Here is an 18613-nt window from a genome sequence, read left to right as displayed (position 1 = left end):
CAAGTTTGTTACTACATTTTATCTGAACAAGTTAGACGCTTTTCGTTACCATGTTTGGGTTAATAGCGGTTATTTGTTCGATAAGTTCAGCTTTATCGCTTTTTTCTTGCCACACTAAATATAACGCTTGTTCCATAACAGGAGCGTCTTCAATTACATAAAGCTCACCATTATCAACGCTCTGGTTAATAACAGGTGCAGGTAAGTAACCAACACTTGGGTGTGTTATCAAATAATCCAAAGCCATTCTCGATGAGTGAGTGTGCAGAATGGGTGTTTTTTGTAATTCATTTATCTTGCTATGCTGAATAGAAAAGCGTGCTCCCCAATCTAAATACACCAAAGGCAAAGGTTGAATGCTGCTTATTGTGCTATGGGCTTGGTTAGAGACTAGTTGCAATTGATAATCACGAATTTTACATACTCGAATACCATCTATTTTTGGGGGCTCGCTAGTAATAAATAGATCGACACTTTTATCTAGTAATGATTTCGCGAGATCTTGTCTAGGAATTGATTCTAAACGTAGAGCTAATCCTTGAACGGTATCGTAAATACTGTTGATCCAATTAGAAATACCATCGAACTCCCAAATGAGTGCACTCGCACCAATAGTTACTTGAGAGTTATAATCTTCGGTAAGCGCGACATCTTGCTTGGCTCGTCCCCACGTTTGTAAAATAGCCTCAGCATAAGGTAACAATCGTTCTCCAGCTGCAGTCAATTGAACATTATGGCGTTGGCGAGTAAATAATGGGTTTCCTAATTGTGACTCCAATTGGCGAACACGGAAACTCACGGCAGACTGTGTGAGAAATAAATGCTCTGCAGCACGCCCAAAATGGCGCGTTTTTGTGACTTCTAAGAAGGTTTTAAGCAGATCAGTATCCAAGGTATTCATCTCTTTGATGGCGATATTAGCCACAATAAAATATTTTAATTGAAAGCGCTAATATTTTTTGTTTTACAAGGCACTCACTCTGAATTACATATACGTTTTCTGTGGTTATAAAGAAGCATCAAGTGAGAATAACAGCGAAATTTTATGATGATAAAAACTTCAAAAGAGGTTTTAGCCGTAGTGGTTTTACAATTCGTGAAGCGACTATTTTAGAAACGTACGGTCGCACCATGCAATCTTTGCTAAATGGTGTGTTTGCGCCAGAATCTGATGCAGAGCACCGTTTTGTTGAACAGGTAAAGGATCAACCTACGGAGATCTCTGAATTTGCTCAATGTTGGCTTAAATATCAAAATAAGATCAATTTTAAACCAAAATTCTATACATTATGTAGCACTCAACGTTCGTCAGCAGATAGATCTGATGACAACGATGACTCATCATCAGATGATCTTGATTAAGTAATTTTTCAAGTCTCAATAAAAAACCGGATATTTATATACCCGGTTTTTTTATTTTTATATTACTTCAAATATGGTGAGAGCTCTTTTGCCATAAACTCTGCAATCCAAGGTTGTGCTTCTGGTTTTGGATGCAATCCATCTTTCATTATCCATTCTGGCTTTACGATCACCTCTTCTAAGAAAAAAGGCAGTAAAGGGATGTCATGCTTTTTACTTAATTTTGGATAGAGTGATCCAAACGCTTGGCTGTAACGTTTTCCATAATTAGGTGGTACTTGAATTTGCATTAGCAAGGGTTGAGCGTTAGCCATTTTAATTTGCGTAAACATCATTTCTAAATTGGCGTTAATTTTTTGTGGTGGAAAGCCTCGTAATCCATCGTTTGCTCCTAATTCAATTAAGACATAATTAGGTTGATGCTGCTCAAGTAGGGTAGGTAATCGATCTAGTCCATTTCCTGTCGTATCTCCAGAAATACTGCCATTAATTACCTCTGTTACTTTGCCTAGTTTTTTTAGTTGTAGAGGCAGCAATGAAGGCCAACTTTGCTCAATAGGCATGTTATAGCCAGCGCTTAAGCTATCACCAAGGATCAATAGCGTTTGGCTATAGGCTGATTTAAGGATAAATAGTTGGCTACTTAATAGCAGTAAAAAAAGAGTGAGGAATTTACGCATGTTCAACCTTTTAGATAATCGAGTAGCAATAGAATAACAGAAATAGAGATGCCGACGTATAAGGATTAGTTAAAGAAGTGTAAAGGAAATTGCAGATCTTATCGTGCTTGGGTATACAATATGCGGAATAGCATAAAAATAATCGCAAAGGGAAATGACAATGACAGCGGCCATAAAAGTGAGCTCAGTAGGAAAATCAGTACTTTCTAACGAGGCTGAATTAACCATTTTAAAAGACATCTCTTTTGAGGTTCAATCAGGACAAAGCGTCGCGATTGTAGGAACCTCTGGTGCCGGTAAATCAACCTTAATGACCTTGCTTGCAGGATTAGATATTCCAACCTCTGGTGATATTGAATTATTAGGGCAAAGCCTATCTCAGCTTGATGATGAAGATCGTGCTCAAATACGCAGTGAATCGATTGGTTTTGTGTTTCAAAGCTTCTTACTTATCCCTTCTTTAACCGCCCTTGAAAATGTCACCTTGCCTGCGATTTTACGTGGTGAAGGTGAAGATATTGCAAAAGCAAAACAGTTGTTAGATTCAGTTGGCCTTGCAGGGCGAGAAACACATCTTCCTTCTCAACTTTCAGGTGGAGAGCAACAACGCGTGGCCTTAGCGCGAGCGTTCATGACTCAGCCTCGCATTCTTTTTGCAGATGAACCAACAGGTAACTTAGATCAATCCACTGCGGAGCATATTATTGAACTCTTATTTGAGATGAACCAAAAACACGGCACCACATTGGTTCTTATTACTCATGATCCCAAATTGGCAGAGCGATGTGAGCGAACACTTACCATCAATGCAGGGCAGATCCACGAAGAGGTGAAGTGAAATGAATGAGAAATCATTAGCGCCAAGATCTTCTCGAAATAGAAAGCCTTCAGGAAACAATCGAGCTTCTGGCAACAAAATGATATTACGTTGGAGTTGGCGTGAGATCTGGCAAGGACAGCTGTGGCCTGTAATGGCAGCATTAACCTTGATCGTTGCTTGTGTTGTCGCCTTGTCTGCGTTGGCGATTCGAGTAGAAAAAGTCATGACAGATCAAGGTCGCTCCATGATGGCGGCGGATCTGGTGTTTAGTTCAGCCAATCCAACCCCTGAGCTGATTTTGCAACAAGCGCATGACCAAAATTTAGTGTTATCTTCTCAAGTGCGTTTTCAAACCATGGCATTCAGTGATTCAGGAATGCAGTTGGTGAGTGTGAAATCGGTAGAAAGTAATTACCCACTTCGCGGTGAACTCTTATTAAACGGGGCTGATAACCAAATCCATAGCCAAGTTAAACCTGGAGAAGTGTGGATAGCTGATCGTCTTTTATCATTACTTGAACTCAATATTGGTGATGTTATTGCTATTGGTGATGCTGAAATGCCAATAAGTGGCGTGATTGAATCGGAACCAGAGTTAGCGTTTAACCCATTTAGAACCATGCCAAGTGTGTTTATTCATCAGGCAGATTTAGATAAAACAGGCGCAATTCAACTGGGCAGCCGTGTTAAATATCGCACCTTATTTAAAGGTAATGATAGTGCGATATCGTTATTGCAAAGTGATTATGAGTTGCAAGCAGGAGAGCGTTGGATAAGCGAAGAGACTCAAGGTCGAACTGCAGATTTAATGCAAAAAGCCAAACAGTATTTGTCACTGACTATCTTGATGGTGATATTAATGGCATCTGTCACCTTGGTATTAACGTGCCAGCATTATGCGACCAGTCGTGCTAATACTGTTGCCATGTTAAAAAGCATGGGTGCAAGTAAGCAGTGGTTGAAACGTTGGTTATTAAGCCAAGTGGGTTTGATGTTCTTTACTGGCGTAATTGCAGGTTCATTGATCGGTCTTGGGCTAGAGTTGTTACTGCGTATCCCACTGGCAGGAATTTTACCAGAAGACTTACCAAGTTACGGTTGGCAGCCATTTGCGTTTGGTTCGGTTGTGGCGCTGTTTATCGGTTTACCCGCTTTAGGCATCCCACTATTGCGTTTATTAGACACTCCTGCGATAGCGGTACTTCAATCTCAAATGACCGCATCGTCTAAAAAAGGCTTATGGTTAATTGCGGTACCAGTAGTCGCTTTCTTATTTATGTATGGCAATAACAGCCTAGTCTGGATGGTATCAGTTGGCTTAGTGGTGCTATTTGTCTTACTTGCTGGTATTAGCTATGGCTTAGTACATCTGTTTGGACGCTTTAAATGGGGGGCTGCGATGACCCTAGCGCTTAGTCGCATTAAACGTTCTCCAAAAAACAGCATGATGCAATTAGCCGCATTGTCGGGTTCATTGATGTTAGTGGCAGTGATCTGGCTAGTAAGAACCGATTTATTGGGCGACTGGCAACAAACGCTACCACCTGATGCACCGAATGTATTTGCGATGAATATTGCGCCTTATGAGCAAAAAGAATACTTACAAGCATTAGATAATGAAAAGCTAGATAGATCGGATGGTTATCCAATTATTCGTGGTCGTTTAACTGAAATTAACGGGGAAAGCACCAAAGACAAAATGAAAGGTGAAGGACAAGGCTCAGATGCACTACGTCGTGAGATTAACTTTACTTGGCGTGATGAGTTGCCGGTTCATAATCAAGTCACAGCAGGGGCATGGACGAAAGAAAATGGAGTCTCTGTTGAGCAAGATGTGGCGAATGATTTGGATATTCAAATTGGCGATACGTTGAGTTTTTCGGTAAACAGCCAATTCTTTTCTGCTGAGGTGAACTCTATTCGTGTTGTGGATTGGCAGAGCATGAAACCGAACTTCTATTTTATCTTCACACCCGATGTGATTGCTGATTTACCTGCCACTTGGTTAGTGAGCTTTAAAGTCGATGACAACGAAAATACACTATTAAATCAACTGGCTCGTGATTATCCAACCGTGAGTTTGTTGGATTTTAGAACCATGGGTGGAAAAATCCAAGCGATGCTTGCTCAAATCACGTGGTCATTGAGCGTTTTAGCTGGTTTAGGCGTGGTGAGTGGCGTGTTGTTGATATTCACTTTACTGCGTTTAAGTCTGTATCAGCGTCAACGTGAAATTACCCTTTATCGAACCCTTGGAGCAAGCCGTCAGCGTATTAGCCAGACATTATGGAGTGAATACGGGGTCATGGCATTAGCCGCAGGCTTTGTTGCGGTGATGGGGGCAGAAGCAATCGTATTTAGCTTGGTTAAATGGGGCTTTAAACTCGAACCCACATTGCACGTAAGTATGTGGATTGTGTTGCCGTTACTTGCCATGATGATTGTATTTATGAGCTTAGTAAGTGTGATAAAGCAGTTACTAAAACCGTTAAAGTAAGCAGCTATCATTCGTTAATTTAATAATACGATTGAAGGAAGGCGGTATATATTCTTCCTTCAATCGGCTCTTTGATATTTGTTAAGATTAATCTTATGCACTATATAACGTTAATCTAAAACGCGTTTAATGATAATCTGATTTGGAAAATGTGTGGTTATATTATTAATTGTATAAGGTGACGTTCCCTGTTTAATATTATTAATAGGAGCTTCTGTTACCACTTCAATGGTTACACCAAATTCATGAGCTTTGGACTCAAATTTATCAAACACTTCTTTTTCTTGTTTAGTTAACTTGGTTAAATCTTTACCTTCTAATTCTAGTACTTGATCTAATAATAATTTGTCTTCTAATTTCATTTTATATCTTCTCGCTGAAAATGTTATTTTGACTCTACTCCTTAAATTTTATAATTAAAAGTATAAATATTTACTGAGGAATAGGCTTTAAGGGTCTTTATATCAATGAGTTAAACTCTGGTTATTTAAGGTTTCAATATTGTTTTATTTGCATTTTATAAACGCCATACATATCAATTTTGTTATTTAAAGTAAGCTAATTAAATAGTGTTTTTTACTTCAAATAGACTACAGTTAATAAGAATAAAGAAACAGTTGATATGGTATTAAACTAAGAGTAATGTGAAAAATAGAGGATGTTAGAACTACTATATATTTATAACTCATTTTTAATAAAGTCATTAAGTTGAGTTACAAATGTTAATGTGGTTTTAATTTTACATATATAACATTAACGGTATTTAATTATGAAAATGAGAAATGTTTTATTTACACTTATATTAGCATGTTCATCAACTCTTGCATTGGCTAACGATCAAACCGCGAATTATCAGGATCAATTCTCAAAGCCTGTTGATGGGATAAATACAGTAGAATCTGTATTGAATGCCAGTGCTGTCATTGAGGATACGCCAATTTTACTTTCAGGGTATTTAGTTGAGCCTTTAGGTAAAGAAGTGTATGTATTTAAGGATGATACCGGAACAGTAAATGTCAAAATTGATGGTGATAAGATGCCAAGCTTGCAAGTCAAACCAAACGATAAAGTGACGCTTAAAGGTGAAGTAAATAAAGAAGATAATTACCTTATTTATGTAGATAGCATTACTGTTGATTAATAAAAATATGGGTCATTATGGTATTGAAACATATTAATCCTGTGAGTATGAGAGGCAATACATTACACTGCCTCTCTTGCTTATTTAAAGGATTATTATGAAAACTTTATTTTTAACTGTAGCCCTGACTTTTTCTGCGGGTGTTGCTGCAAATACAACGGCTGAGTCAACGGATATGATTGGTGACCAATCAATGGTTGTTAGCGCACCTGTAGATATGAAAGCCGTCATGAAAGAGATGAGATTAGAGTATAAGTTAGGTGAGCGAGCGACCTCTATTGAGGATATGAATCAAGTTGTGACTAAACTAGAATTTCTTATTGATCAGTTAAAGCAGGGCGAATACACCCCAGAAAAACAAGCCATGTATCAAGAAGGGTTTAATAAGTTATCGGTTTCTGTTGCTCTGGTTAAAACAGAGTTAGATGCGGGTGATTTAGAGAAAGCACAAGCGGCACTTGAGCAAGTTGACGAACTACGAGTTGAATACCACAAAAAGCGTAATCCAAGTATTTGGAGCAAGATCTTTGGATAATTGATTCTGTTTATTATTAAATAAGAAGGAGATATTTCTCCTTCTTATTTTTGGATCATACTAAGTTAATATAACTTGTATGCTCTAATACGCTGAAAAACCATTTTGAAACCCCAACTACAGTAAACAAAAGTTTTGCATTGTACTTCAACTCAAAAGTGACTGTTTTTATAGTCTTTTTTCCTTCTGAGTTTTTTTCTTCTTCTTTAAACGTGAATTTCATATATGAAATCCTCAATTAAAAAGTTTGAACATTGATGGCTTTTTGAGAGTTTCTTTGTTAAATTTCATTTTGGAATCACAATTCAACCACCGCTTATTTTTAAGCCTAGCTACAACTAGACGTTGTTTGTATTTCAAGATTTTTATCTAAATAGTTGAACTCCTTCTGTGTGTTAACTAGGTTTATGAAGTAAGTAGAGGTCAGAGACTACTTACTTTATAACCAAACCTTTTCCTATCAAGTCATAGATTACTTAATCTTAAATATAACCACATAGTGTTATTAATTAATTTGACTACAAGATAATGATAAAAATAGAACAGATCAAGTCTGAAATTGAGGGAGTCCTGTGGATAACTTATGAATTAAAAAAAACAGTAAGTAGCTACTAACCGAATTGGATTAGGTATATCAAGACATCAGAAATAACGTATTTCATAATGGTTGGTAAGTAAGCAGTGAAAAAAATATTCTTCTTGATTTTTGTAGTTTCGGTGGATCTCTGATAATTTAGCTTTTATAGTAAAATTATAAACTTACAGATAAAAAAATGGAGCTAATCAGCTCCATTTTTGTTTTAATTAACTGTTATACATTTTATCGAAATTCTTCTGATTCCAACCAACCATCACTTGATCACCAATCTTAAGAACAGGGATAGAACGAGCACCCATGGCTTGTAATTCCTTGCGCCCTCGTTGCATTTTTGCATTGGTTAATCTATATGCAATTTTTTTAGAATCAAGGTAGCGCTGTGCGTCTTTGCAATGTGGGCATTTGTCAGCGACATATAAAACAACACGTTTCATTATTATCTCTCAGTTAAATCTAGTGATACAGATAGCGTAGCTTATACAAATAGGTACGGGAATAGTTTTCGACGCTCTTCAGGCGTTAACGCTTCTACTCGGGCAATATTTGTATCAGGAATAGCTTCAGGGTTTGGATAGTGTTTTAGCACCTTTTCCATGCTCTCTTCACGAATAAGGTGAAGAACTGGATATGGAGAGCGATTTGTTAAGTTCTCATCGTCTTCAGGTTCAGCGCCGCCAAAGCAGTAGTCAGGGTGGAAAGTGGCGATTTGATAAATACCTTCCCACTCTTGCTGTTTAATAAGCGCATCAACCCAATCTAAGAAGAAGTTATAATCCATAAAATCTTGCAGCATATTAGGGATAGCAACTAGGGTTGTTTCTAATTCTTCAGCAGTTTTAGAATCTAAGTTCATTAGCTCTTGAAGCACATCTTCAAGCAATACTTCTTCTGTTGTTGCTTCAGATACAAAAATTTTGATTTGCTTATTACGGTTTGGTTTTGCAGCAAAAGGGCAAAGATTAAGGCCTATCACCACATCTTCTAACCATTGCTGAACTTCTTGTTCGATTTTTTGAATACTCATATCTGACTTATTACTACTCTTGTTATTTTCAGCAAGAATAACAGATTATTCATTCATTTTCTGTACCTAGAAATACTAAAATTCACCTACATAAATTGAAAATAGGGAGTTCCGATTGAAGATTGATTGAACAGACCTTCTTCAAATTTATCAGCACTAATGGGTTTTGAATATAGATAACCTTGAATAGAGTCGACGCCTTCAAGCGTAACAAATCGTTCTTGGTTATGATTTTCAACGCCCTCTGCTACGACTTTTAACTTTAGTTTTTTTGCAATATTAATCATGGCGCAAACAATGTTTTGATCGTCAGTACAATGCTCAACATTTTCAATAAAACTTTTATCGATTTTTAACGTATCAAAAGGGTATTTTTTGAGATATTGGAAAGAGGCATAACCTGTTCCAAAATCATCAAGGGCAATCGATATACCCATGTCATGAAGTTTGTTTAATGTTTTAATCGCGAGATCTTCGTCAGCAATGAGTCCACTCTCAGTCACTTCTAATTCTAAATTTTTAGGAGGCAGTTGGTAGAGTTCTAAAAGTTGTTGAACATGTTGTACAAAGTGCGGGTCTTTTAATTGAACGGCAGAAATATTAACGGCGGTGATTAAGTTTGGAGAATGAATTATCCATTCAGAGGTCTGTTGAATCGCATTTCTTAGCGCAAAATTCCCCAACTCATAAATGAGGCCATTACGTTCAGCAAGCTGGATCAAAACTTCATTAGAAATAGCGCCTAGATGAGGATGATTCCAACGTAATAATGCTTCACTGCCTAGCCAACGTTTTGTATAAGGACACACTTTAGGCTGGTAGCTTAAGAAGAGATCATTATTACGAACGGCTTCGAGTAAATAGGCTTCAATTTTATGTTCAGATAAACTTGATTTAAGGGGAAGAGAGCTACCTGAAATCGTAAATGTCTTACCTAAATTCTGGCACTCTATTACGGTGTTATAAGCACATTTAAGTAAGTCGTTTCGAGATACATTTTCTTTAGAATGGACAGCTCCGATGTAGCTTTGTAAGTGTATTTGGTCTTCATTATTAAAAAAACATGCTTTACCAATTTCAGATAAATGTTTGCACAACTGCGGTAGCTTTCTTTTGTCGGCATGAATAATTAATAGGATATCAGAAGAGTCTAAGCGGCCAGTAACAGAGGTATCCGTTATTTTGGTTAATTTAGAACGATACTCTGTTAATAAAAGATCAAAAACAGAGTGTCCATGTTCTTGTTGAATTGTTCTACTATTTGCAAAGTGGATATGCAATAGAACAAACTTTTGATTATTATTGATTAGCGCATCCATGTGGCGATATAAAGCAACCGCATTGAGAAATCCAGTGCCAACATCATGATTTTTATGATATTCCACTTTTTGTTCTGCAGCTCGACGGCAATCAATTTCATTCGCTAATTTTCTGTTTACTTCATTTATATTCTGATTACTTTCTGCGATTTCTAATTGTAGTTTTTTATGATTATTGAGCAATTCTGTGTGCTGAAATAAGATGTTGAGCTGTACTTCGATAGATTTCTGATAGGTTTCTAATAAGTTTTGATATACAGGATCAAACGAATTTTCTTTAGTATCAAGAATGCAGACAGTACCAAAAGGGGTATCGTCTGGCCAGAAGATAGGCAGTCCACAATAAGCGACCATGTTATGGGTAAGATCTGGATTACCTTGCCATTCAGGATCTTTTAATGCATTTGAAATTATTAATTTTTGACGGTGTTTAATGGTATGTTCGCAATATAAGTTCTGGTGTAATGCTTCTTTATCCCCAATAGAATATGGATTATCTAATGAGGTATTAGCAGAGAATACTTCCATATCCTGTTCATTAATACGCATAACAAGAGCTACAGGTACCTGCGTCAGTTCAGCAAGTACGCTAAGCATATTCTGCCAATCTTGCTGAATCTTTTTAGGAATGACAATTGAAGATGTCAGGGACTTCTGCATTTTTAAGGCATCCAATAACCAGTAACGAATAAAGCATTTATAGTAGCAGCTTAATACTGGGGTTATGAGTCTCATTTTTAATATTGCGACGTCTTACTATTTATAAATCATTAGATTAAGTAATAATACAACATACTTAACATTATTGACCACGAGCAAACAGCATCACTTTAACGGTCATAAGTAAAATAGAGGTGTCCGATTTAATCCAACTAGAGATAGACCGAAGAGAAAGGGCATAGCTATGATCAAACCCTACTTTTGAGCGGACATCTTCTATACAGGTGTCATAGCCTTGATTAACCTGGGCAAGACCTGTAATTCCGGGTAGTACACCATATGTACGATCACTAAAATAAGGGATCTCTTGTTCTAGTTTATTGTAAAATGCGGGTCTTTCGGGTCTTGGGCCTACAAGAGACATATCACCATTTAGTACATTAAAGAATTGTGGTAATTCATCCAAGCGTGTTTTTCTTAAAAACTTGCCCACAAGAGTAACTCTAGCATCACCTTTAGTCGCAAGCGTTGCTCCTGTTGTTACTTCTGCATCTTCTACCATGCTTCTGAATTTAATCATTTCAAAAACATGCACTTGTTCTGGCATTGCTTTACCAACTCGTAGTTGGCGATAAAACACAGGGCCTCTTGAGTTCAGCTTGATAGCCAGTGCAATAAAAGGAAACAGCGGCAGAGTAAGCAGCAAACCAATTAAAGATAAGCTGACATCAAAAACTCGTTTTGCGCGAATAATTGGTTGGTTAATGGTGTTATAAGAATCCATCATAATCAGTTCCTTTTATTATTTATGTACGCGAGTCCAAGAGGATTTCGGCTTATTGAAAAGGTAATTAAGACCGCCAAGTAAATTTGCGGCGTGACCAATTACGAGATAGGTTAAGGTTTGGCAGTATTTATTTGAGAAAATACGGGGAAATACGAAGCCCATAATACCTAAGCTATATCCTAATGTTTGCCCTATAAACGCGGTAAAAAATAATGGATTAGATAGGAGTAAAGCAGAGCCAATATAAGCCATTATCATAAAATAGGGCATGGTAAATCTAAGTCCTTTACCTGAGAAGAAAGTAAAGGCAGTGCCCTTGTATTTGGGACTGAATAAAGGAAATAATCGTAGTAGTTGTTGAAGGTTTCCAGCTGATATTCTTAGGCGTCGTGAGAAATCCTCATCTTGAAAAACTCGTTCGAGCTCTAATGCGCGAATGCTAGGGTCATAAATTGCTTGATAACCTTGTTCGACAATTTTCATTGGCAGGATAAAGTCATCATTGATGGTGTCTTTATCCAAGGCAATAAATAGCTCATGTCGAAAGAGATAAAAAGCACCATGAGATCCCAAGCTTGAACCTAGAGCCGCCTCTTGCTGTTTAATTTTGGTTTGGTATTCCCAATATTTTTTTTCACCTTCAGAGCTTGGTTTTAATAAATGGTAGGTTGGATTAACTACACCAATATTTGGGTCTTCAAAGTGCTTTGCTGCAACTAATAAGGCGTCGTAAGAGAGCAGGGCAGAAACATCACTAAGGGCAATGATATCGCTATTATATTGAGGTATTAATTGATTGAGTAAGGTGACTTTTCCTTGATTATCTTCAAATACGAGAACCTCGATATGTACATCAGAGCAAATAGCTTCTTGAATTGTATTATGCGCAATGGTTACCGTATCATCTGTACAGCCGTCACAAGCGATAATGATTATTAGTTTGTCTGATGGGTAATCAATACATGCTAAATTTCTAATCTTATCAGCTATCCATTCTTGCTCATTATAAGCAGGAATAATCATAGTAACTGTCGGTAAAATACGATCTTTTTTTGATTGATGGAATCCTCTTGGCGTTATTTTTATACCATGCTGAGGGTGTTTTTTTGAAAACCAATGTAAAAATATTGGGTATAACGCATGATGGTATACCACGGCAATAATACTGATAGAGGTTATTATAATAAGGATATTATTCATATAGTCACTCCTGAAAAATAGAGATTTTCATACGCCGTTGCCATCGATTTTGCATGGTTATTATTTAAAATATAATCCCTTGGGCTGCCTGTTTTAGGGAGAGCCGTAATGCTAATAATTGCAGACGTTAATGCAATGGGTAAGTTACTGTTTACCAATTGACTGTATTTAGGACACAGTGTTTCTGAAACTCCTCCTACATTATGAGCAACACAAGGTATACCGCATGATTGAGCTTCTAGAGTCGATAGCGGGAAACCTTCATTATTTGAGGGCAAACAAAACACATCTAGTGCCTGATAAAATGTCGGCATGTGATCGATGTGTCCTAGAAAATGTACTCTGTCTTCTAATTTGTACTGGGTAACTAAGTTTTTTAAATACTCTTTTTGTGACCCAGAGCCAGCAAGAAATAAATGATATTTTTTATTAAGAAAAATCATGGCTTCTATAAGATTTGGCTGGCCTTTTACTTCTTCTAGGCGGGCTGCATTACCAATAATAATAGCGTTACTGGGTAAATTTATACCGAGTGCTTTTCTAGCGATTTTCTTATCCCCAATATTAAATTTATAAGGGTCAATACCATTTTTTATCGTATAAATAGGATAGTTTTGAAAGATCTTATTTAAGGCTTTTTTAACGAAATTAGCGTCAGCAACGAGTATAGGATTCGATAAAAAAAGGATTAATTTTTGTATATAACGATCTTTTTTTTCATTTAAATGCCAAGCGTCATGTTCAGTATGAATATGTTGGACTTTATTACTCATTTTTGCAGCCAAGCCTGAATAGAACATTGGGCCAATATGGTGTGAATGAACGATATCAACGTTATAGCGTTCAAAGATATTCATCAGTTGTTGGACTGTCTTCATTGATATCCCTGCGGGTTTATCTAGACAAATCACTTGGTCTTGATATTGAACCAGTCGTGGCCAGTTTTTAATTGTATTAAGGAGTTGTCCTTCTAAGCTAACTACCATGATGCGATGATTGGGATTAGAAAAGGTCAACATATCTAATACCATGGTTTCTAATCCTCCAGGAGAGAGGTGTTGTACGACATGAATAATGGTCTTCATAATAAACTCCTTTATCGTTTAGTTATGAAGTTGCAGAGTTCGTGCCATAAACATTAACCTTTTTAATCAAGTGTTTATGTTTTTATTTTTTATTTTTTGCAAATTGAGAATTAATATAATAATTACCAATTTGCATTTTAGAAGAAAGTTACAGCATACGAGAGGTTACTCTAAATAGGTAAATGAGAGATGACATAGTTAGGCCTATACGGTATATTCTGTCAGCACGTTGTACTTTTAATATTAAATTAGACGTGAGTGTCATTCTGTTTATTTGAATCCGAACCAAAAATGGAAGAAATGGTGCCATCATGTGGCTGGAGTAAGGTAGTTTATGAAGTTGTTTTCTACTGTAGTAAGTGCGCTCACTTTATCAGTACCGTCCTTAGCACTTTCTGCTGAAATAGATGTAAATAACCCGACAATTGAAGCAACTTCTGCATCAGAACGCGAAGATAAATTTCGTTTTGTTGTCATGCCATTTTATGATCCAAGCACTGATGCTGGTATCACGGTAATGCCTATTTGGGCCTTTTACCCTGATGAATCAAGTTCAGAAGCGTCTTCTATTTCCCTATCTCTTATCTATACGCAAAATGAAAGCTATATCGGAAAAATCAATACCGATTTTATTTTAATGAATGACGTGTTGCAGGCTTCCACTGAAATTAAGTTTAGTCATACCAATATGACTTTTGATGTTCTTGACACTGGGGCATTTCAAATTGAAGCAAATGCGGCTCATGAAGAGTTATCGATTGATGGTGATGTTTTTTATAAGCTGCATAAAAACTTCTTTGTAGGATTAGGCTCTAACATAAAGTCAACTCGTTACATTGGTAAAGATAATGCGGATAGTATTATTTTAGCTGCTGTTGATTTACCTGCTGAGTTTCAAACGGATGTTGGCATAAGAGCGTCTATAAAGTGGGATTCAAGAGATCATTATTATTACCCGCATAATGGTGTGATGTGGAAATTGGTTTATGAAGAGCATGCCGAATGGATGGGTAATGACCCTAATAACACTTATTCGTCGTTGTATGGTGACTATCGTCATTATTATAGTTTAGATAACAATGAGCAGCATATCTTAGCTACGAAATGGGTTGGACGTTATTTACTGGATGCTGAAAATGCACCAACCAGTGCCTACACGACTTATGGACGCCAAGGTCGTGAAATTCAACGAGGATTTGTGGTTGGTGATTATACTGCCTCTCATTTAGCCAATGTTGAGTTTGAATACCGATATGCTTTCAAAAATACCGGCTATCAGTGGTTAGATAAATCCATTCTGGTTGCAATTGCTGGAGCAGGAAAAGTATTTGGTGAGCAACTAGTTCAAGTTGATGGTTGCCAACAGAACTGGTGTGAGAAATACCAAAAAGTGCCCTTTAAAGAGGCTGATACGTTAACCGCTATAGGTGTAGGTTACCGTTATAGCATTTTACCTAAAGAGCGTATTAATTTGAAAATGGACGTGACGTATAACAGTGATCAAGAGTGGATTGCTTATTTTGGAATAGGCGAAAGCATTTAACGGGTTGAGGTGGTATACGGCTTAACACTGGCGCATCGCTCAGTTGTTGTATCTCATCTCTTCTTCGTATTGTTGTATCACATAGCTCTGCAATAACGGCCATTCCTATACCAAGGCCAATACCTCCAATTAACCCTGCAATAACAAAGAGTATATTAGGTAAGTTTGATGGACTATTTGGTGTATAAGGTCTATCTATTATTTTTACTCGTTTTTCTTGCTCAAAGACACCAAGAGAGCGAGTTAATTTCGCCATTTCAAATCGCTCTACTAAGTCATTGTATAGCTCTCGCTTTAAGACTAAGTCTCGTTGCAATTGATATAACTCTTTTTCATTCTCACCAAATTGCGATGCTTGTACTTCCATATCCTTGATCATGCTTTCGAGAATTCGCGTTTCTTCGCTTAAGGCATCGACTTTACTAGTAGCCTTTTGTAGTTCCTCAAGTTGAGAGAGCAAAATAGGTGGCGCTTTGGCAAGATCTTCAACAGTATTGCTGCTGGCAATATCCCACAGTTGCTCACTACTTAATCTTGGTTGAGTTTGAGAGAGCAGACGAGTTCGTTCTTCTTCTAGTCGATTCAGGTTTCTTAATTTGCCCTGAACTTTACTGTGCTGAGGGGTGTATTTGGCTTGAAGTAGGGTTAATTCTCCACGAATTCGAATGATTTGTTCTTCTATTTTACCGATAACTGGATTAGTTTTTGATAATTGTAAGTCAATAGACCCTAAGCGTTTTTTTGCACCAGCAAGCTCTGCTTGACGCTCATATAAACGCTGTTTGAGCTTGGTTAAGCGATCTAAACTGGTGATTTGCATTTCAGGAAGAATGGTATTTTCACGGCTTTTAAATTCAGCAAGTCTTCCTTCTGCGAGATCTAATTCTTTACGGCGTTGATCTATATTGTCTGATAAGAATTGACTTGAATCCTTCATTGATGAGCGCTCAGGAGCCAATAATTGTTCAGTAAAATGACGGCTCACGGCTTCTAAGGTCTCTTTCATCCCTTCAGGTTGGTTAGATTGGTAATCAATGCGGATTAAATCCTTCCCCGCCATGTTGACTGATAAACTATCAGATAGGCGAGCAATGGCATTATCAATAGCTTGAGGTGACATTGATTCATGAACATAGCCTCTTTCTTTAGCGACTAGCCCTAAAATATGGCGGCTGTGCAATAAGGTTTGTAGTGAGCTTAAACGTTCTTTTAGCATGGTTGATACTGCTAAATCCTCAAGGAAAGGGTTCATTTTTGCGGTTTCTTGAATAAGCATACTGGTATGAGAGTCGTAATATTTTGGTGCCAATTTACCAATTACTAATCCAATGATTGGCATCAGTAAAATAGGAATAGCGATCAGATAGCGACGACGCCATGCTGATTCAAACATAATAAGAAAACGTTGACTTAATGTGATCATAATGCCTCCAACCAAGCCTCAAGTTGCTTAGCTTTTGCTTGCCATGTATGTGACTTGATGAGTTTAGTTTGTTGCTGCGTTCGTTTATAAAGTGCTTCTTTATTCTGTTTTAGCCATTCTTGCTGGATAGAGTTTAAGCTTGAGTTGAATTCAGCTACTGAATTTACAGTGTGAATCGCTGATTTATAAGGACGTAACGCCGGAAAATCAGTACTGATAATGGGTGTTCCTGTTGCTAGATATTCCAAAAGCTTAAGTGGATTACAGGCTCTTATTTGCTCGTTATCGACAAATGGCAATAGACTTACTTGCCAATGCTGACTGTAGCGTGGTAACTGGCTATGAGGTTTTGGTCCCATAAGATGTACATTTTCACGTGGTGTTATTGGGTTATAAGCTAATTCATTTTGTCCAATAAAAACAAAATGCCAATCTGGATTGATTTCAGTGATTTGATTAATTAACGCATAGTCGAGCCACTTTGATAAGCTGCCATAAAATCCAGCAATGGGCCTGCCATCTTTAGGTAAATCTTTTGCTCTAAAAACGGGTTGGTTAAATAAAGTAAAATCGACACCATGAGGTAAGAATTGTACTTTTTCTTCAGGAAATTTATGGCATAGCGTTGGGCTCGCCGCGAGAATTAGGTCTGATTTTTGTATGAGTTTTTGTTCATGTTGAAGAACAACGTCATGATCAACACCAGCCAATGCACCAAAATCATCTCCGCAGTAATACACAATGCCTGACTCACCTAGGCTGCCACAAATATCAGCAACAGTAGGAAGAGAAGTCCATAAGATTGGACGGTGAAGTAGGGCTTTTTTTATGATCGGTTTTAATTGCTGAACAATTAGCTGCTTGGCTACCCAACGCGTAAACCTTCCTTTTGGTGCTGGAATTGTTTTTAAATTCACGGTTTGAAAAGGGGCCGATTGATTTTCTTCTTTGATGTCTGTGGTGGTTTTTGTCAGTTTAGTCCACACTCGTTTAATATCATGCAAAGACCAATTAGGTTGGCGTAATCCAATCGAGTTTACCCAAATCACTTTACGAGTCAGTGACAGTTGTTTAATTAAATGTTGGGTACTAGAGGGCAAACCACCCCAATCTTCGCCAAAAACAATAAGATCACGCTTCATAATTAACTTCCTCTTTGTTAGTGCTTGAGGTTGTTATTGATGAGCTTATATCTAGAGGTTTAATGACTTTTGCAGGGTTTCCTCCAGCTAATACAAAGGGGGGCAGACTTTTGGTTACCACGCTGCCAGAGGCAACAATGGTACCTTCACCCACCGTCACATTACCAATGATACTAACTCGAGAACCAAGCCATACGTCTTTTTCTAAAATAATGTCCCCGACTTGGCTGTCTAAATCGGCTTTACCACGTGCTCGTTCTGTAGGATCAATTGGGTGTCCTGGGTAGCCACATAGGAAGCCTTGCCCCGCAATACGTACGTTATCGCCAATCACCACTTTATTACCAACCGCAATGGTGGTTTGCCAACAAATATCGACATTATCGCCTACGGTGAGAGTGGGGTTAGCTGAGTTTGTACGACCGCTAAAGGTAGTTTGCCCTGAGATGCGACAATCATTACCTATGGTCATCGTCAGTGGGCCGCTAAAAAAGGGCAAGCCGCCGTATAGCAGTGTGCGTTTACCATAGCTATTTAATCGCCCTTTAAATGCAGGAACATAAAATACAAGATGGGTAAAAGCTTGCCATTGAGTAATGATGGTTTTATGTAGTCCATAAAAGAGCTTATTAAGTATTTGAGGCGTTGGTAGCTCAAAGTGACGAATGGCTTTAGCAATGTGAAATAGCGTTGTTGCTAATGGGCTCTCACCATTTTTTAGCCATTGCTTTAGGCGATAGACAGATAATGTACTCATAATGGCATTCCTTTTTTGATAACTCTTATAAAGAGTGTTT

Annotated in this window: 19 protein-coding genes; 6 read left to right on the top strand and 13 right to left on the bottom strand. The window is 37.6% G+C overall.

What is annotated here, in order from left to right; translation table 11 throughout:
* Positions 1-31: 31 nt before the first annotated feature.
* The gene (gene hdfR, locus AC2INI_RS14935) at positions 32-892 is read right to left on the bottom strand and encodes an HTH-type transcriptional regulator HdfR (protein ID WP_162922457.1); all 861 of its coding nucleotides are present in this window, start codon (positions 890-892) and stop codon (positions 32-34) included.
* Between the two features lie 131 nt (positions 893-1023).
* Here hdfR and AC2INI_RS14930 point away from each other — a divergent pair, with 131 nt between their 5' ends.
* Positions 1024-1362: a MaoP family protein gene (locus tag AC2INI_RS14930; protein ID WP_122032238.1), complete on the top strand. Its 339-nt coding sequence runs from the start codon at positions 1024-1026 to the stop codon at positions 1360-1362.
* 62 nt (positions 1363-1424) lie between these two features.
* Here AC2INI_RS14930 and tesA read toward each other — a convergent pair whose 3' ends face one another.
* A complete protein-coding gene (gene tesA, locus AC2INI_RS14925) occupies positions 1425-2042 on the bottom strand; it encodes a multifunctional acyl-CoA thioesterase I/protease I/lysophospholipase L1 (protein ID WP_122032237.1) in 618 nt (205 codons plus the stop codon).
* A gap of 160 nt (positions 2043-2202) precedes the next feature.
* Here tesA and AC2INI_RS14920 point away from each other — a divergent pair, with 160 nt between their 5' ends.
* Complete coding sequence (locus AC2INI_RS14920) at positions 2203-2880, top strand: ABC transporter ATP-binding protein (protein WP_486306266.1); 678 nt, start codon at positions 2203-2205, stop codon at positions 2878-2880.
* Between the two features lies 1 nt (position 2881).
* Positions 2882-5359, top strand: a complete 2478-nt coding sequence (locus tag AC2INI_RS14915; RefSeq protein WP_486306265.1) for an ABC transporter permease — start codon at positions 2882-2884, stop codon at positions 5357-5359.
* Positions 5360-5469: 110 nt separating this feature from the next.
* On the opposite strand, the gene AC2INI_RS14910 is transcribed toward AC2INI_RS14915, so the two are convergent.
* Positions 5470-5721: a hypothetical protein gene (locus AC2INI_RS14910; RefSeq protein WP_486306264.1), complete on the bottom strand. Its 252-nt coding sequence runs from the start codon at positions 5719-5721 to the stop codon at positions 5470-5472.
* A gap of 407 nt (positions 5722-6128) precedes the next feature.
* On the opposite strand from AC2INI_RS14910, the gene AC2INI_RS14905 reads away from it, so the two are divergent.
* Together AC2INI_RS14905 and AC2INI_RS14900 are read left to right on the top strand one after the other, a co-directional pair.
* A complete protein-coding gene (locus AC2INI_RS14905; RefSeq protein ID WP_486306263.1) occupies positions 6129-6500 on the top strand; it encodes a YgiW/YdeI family stress tolerance OB fold protein in 372 nt (123 codons plus the stop codon).
* Between the two features lie 97 nt (positions 6501-6597).
* A complete protein-coding gene (locus tag AC2INI_RS14900) occupies positions 6598-7035 on the top strand; it encodes a cytochrome b562 (RefSeq protein ID WP_486306262.1) in 438 nt (145 codons plus the stop codon).
* A gap of 55 nt (positions 7036-7090) precedes the next feature.
* On the opposite strand, the gene AC2INI_RS14895 is transcribed toward AC2INI_RS14900, so the two are convergent.
* The 7 genes from AC2INI_RS14895 to AC2INI_RS14865 all read right to left on the bottom strand — a co-directional run bounded on the left by AC2INI_RS14895 (position 7091) and on the right by AC2INI_RS14865 (position 13708).
* Complete coding sequence (locus AC2INI_RS14895) at positions 7091-7258, bottom strand: hypothetical protein (RefSeq protein WP_162922418.1); 168 nt, start codon at positions 7256-7258, stop codon at positions 7091-7093.
* A 581-nt stretch (positions 7259-7839) separates the two neighbouring features.
* Complete coding sequence (locus AC2INI_RS14890) at positions 7840-8067, bottom strand: glutaredoxin family protein (protein ID WP_045104395.1); 228 nt, start codon at positions 8065-8067, stop codon at positions 7840-7842.
* Positions 8068-8108: 41 nt separating this feature from the next.
* A complete protein-coding gene (locus AC2INI_RS14885; protein WP_486306261.1) occupies positions 8109-8657 on the bottom strand; it encodes a DUF1415 domain-containing protein in 549 nt (182 codons plus the stop codon).
* Positions 8658-8743: 86 nt separating this feature from the next.
* Positions 8744-10636 carry a sensor domain-containing phosphodiesterase gene (locus AC2INI_RS14880; protein ID WP_486306260.1) on the bottom strand — a complete coding sequence of 631 codons (1893 nt, stop codon included), beginning with the start codon at positions 10634-10636 and terminating at the stop codon, positions 8744-8746.
* A gap of 142 nt (positions 10637-10778) precedes the next feature.
* Positions 10779-11423, bottom strand: coding sequence for a sugar transferase (locus tag AC2INI_RS14875; protein ID WP_486306259.1), 645 nt, complete (start codon positions 11421-11423; stop codon positions 10779-10781).
* A gap of 15 nt (positions 11424-11438) precedes the next feature.
* On the bottom strand, positions 11439-12623 hold the full coding sequence (locus AC2INI_RS14870; protein ID WP_486306258.1) for a glycosyltransferase family 2 protein: 1185 nt from the start codon (positions 12621-12623) through the stop codon (positions 11439-11441).
* Complete coding sequence (locus tag AC2INI_RS14865) at positions 12620-13708, bottom strand: glycosyltransferase (protein ID WP_486306257.1); 1089 nt, start codon at positions 13706-13708, stop codon at positions 12620-12622. Before AC2INI_RS14865 ends, AC2INI_RS14870 begins: the two co-directional genes overlap by 4 nt.
* A gap of 334 nt (positions 13709-14042) precedes the next feature.
* Here AC2INI_RS14865 and AC2INI_RS14860 point away from each other — a divergent pair, with 334 nt between their 5' ends.
* Positions 14043-15251, top strand: coding sequence for a BamA/TamA family outer membrane protein (locus AC2INI_RS14860; RefSeq protein WP_486306256.1), 1209 nt, complete (start codon positions 14043-14045; stop codon positions 15249-15251).
* Here AC2INI_RS14860 and AC2INI_RS14855 read toward each other — a convergent pair.
* From AC2INI_RS14855 to AC2INI_RS14845, 3 genes are read right to left on the bottom strand one after another with little or no spacing between them, the layout of a single operon-like run.
* The gene (locus AC2INI_RS14855) at positions 15175-16674 is read right to left on the bottom strand and encodes a GumC family protein (RefSeq protein WP_486306255.1); all 1500 of its coding nucleotides are present in this window, start codon (positions 16672-16674) and stop codon (positions 15175-15177) included. The genes AC2INI_RS14860 and AC2INI_RS14855 overlap by 77 nt on opposite strands.
* The gene (locus tag AC2INI_RS14850; protein WP_486306254.1) at positions 16671-17816 is read right to left on the bottom strand and encodes a glycosyltransferase; all 1146 of its coding nucleotides are present in this window, start codon (positions 17814-17816) and stop codon (positions 16671-16673) included. The genes AC2INI_RS14855 and AC2INI_RS14850 overlap by 4 nt, the downstream gene beginning before the upstream one ends.
* Positions 17806-18573: an acyltransferase gene (locus tag AC2INI_RS14845; protein ID WP_486306253.1), complete on the bottom strand. Its 768-nt coding sequence runs from the start codon at positions 18571-18573 to the stop codon at positions 17806-17808. The genes AC2INI_RS14850 and AC2INI_RS14845 overlap by 11 nt, the downstream gene beginning before the upstream one ends.
* Positions 18574-18613: the final 40 nt, after the last annotated feature.

Source organism: Aliivibrio friggae (assembly GCF_057368515.1).
This window is presented reverse-complemented; position numbering and strand designations above follow the sequence as displayed.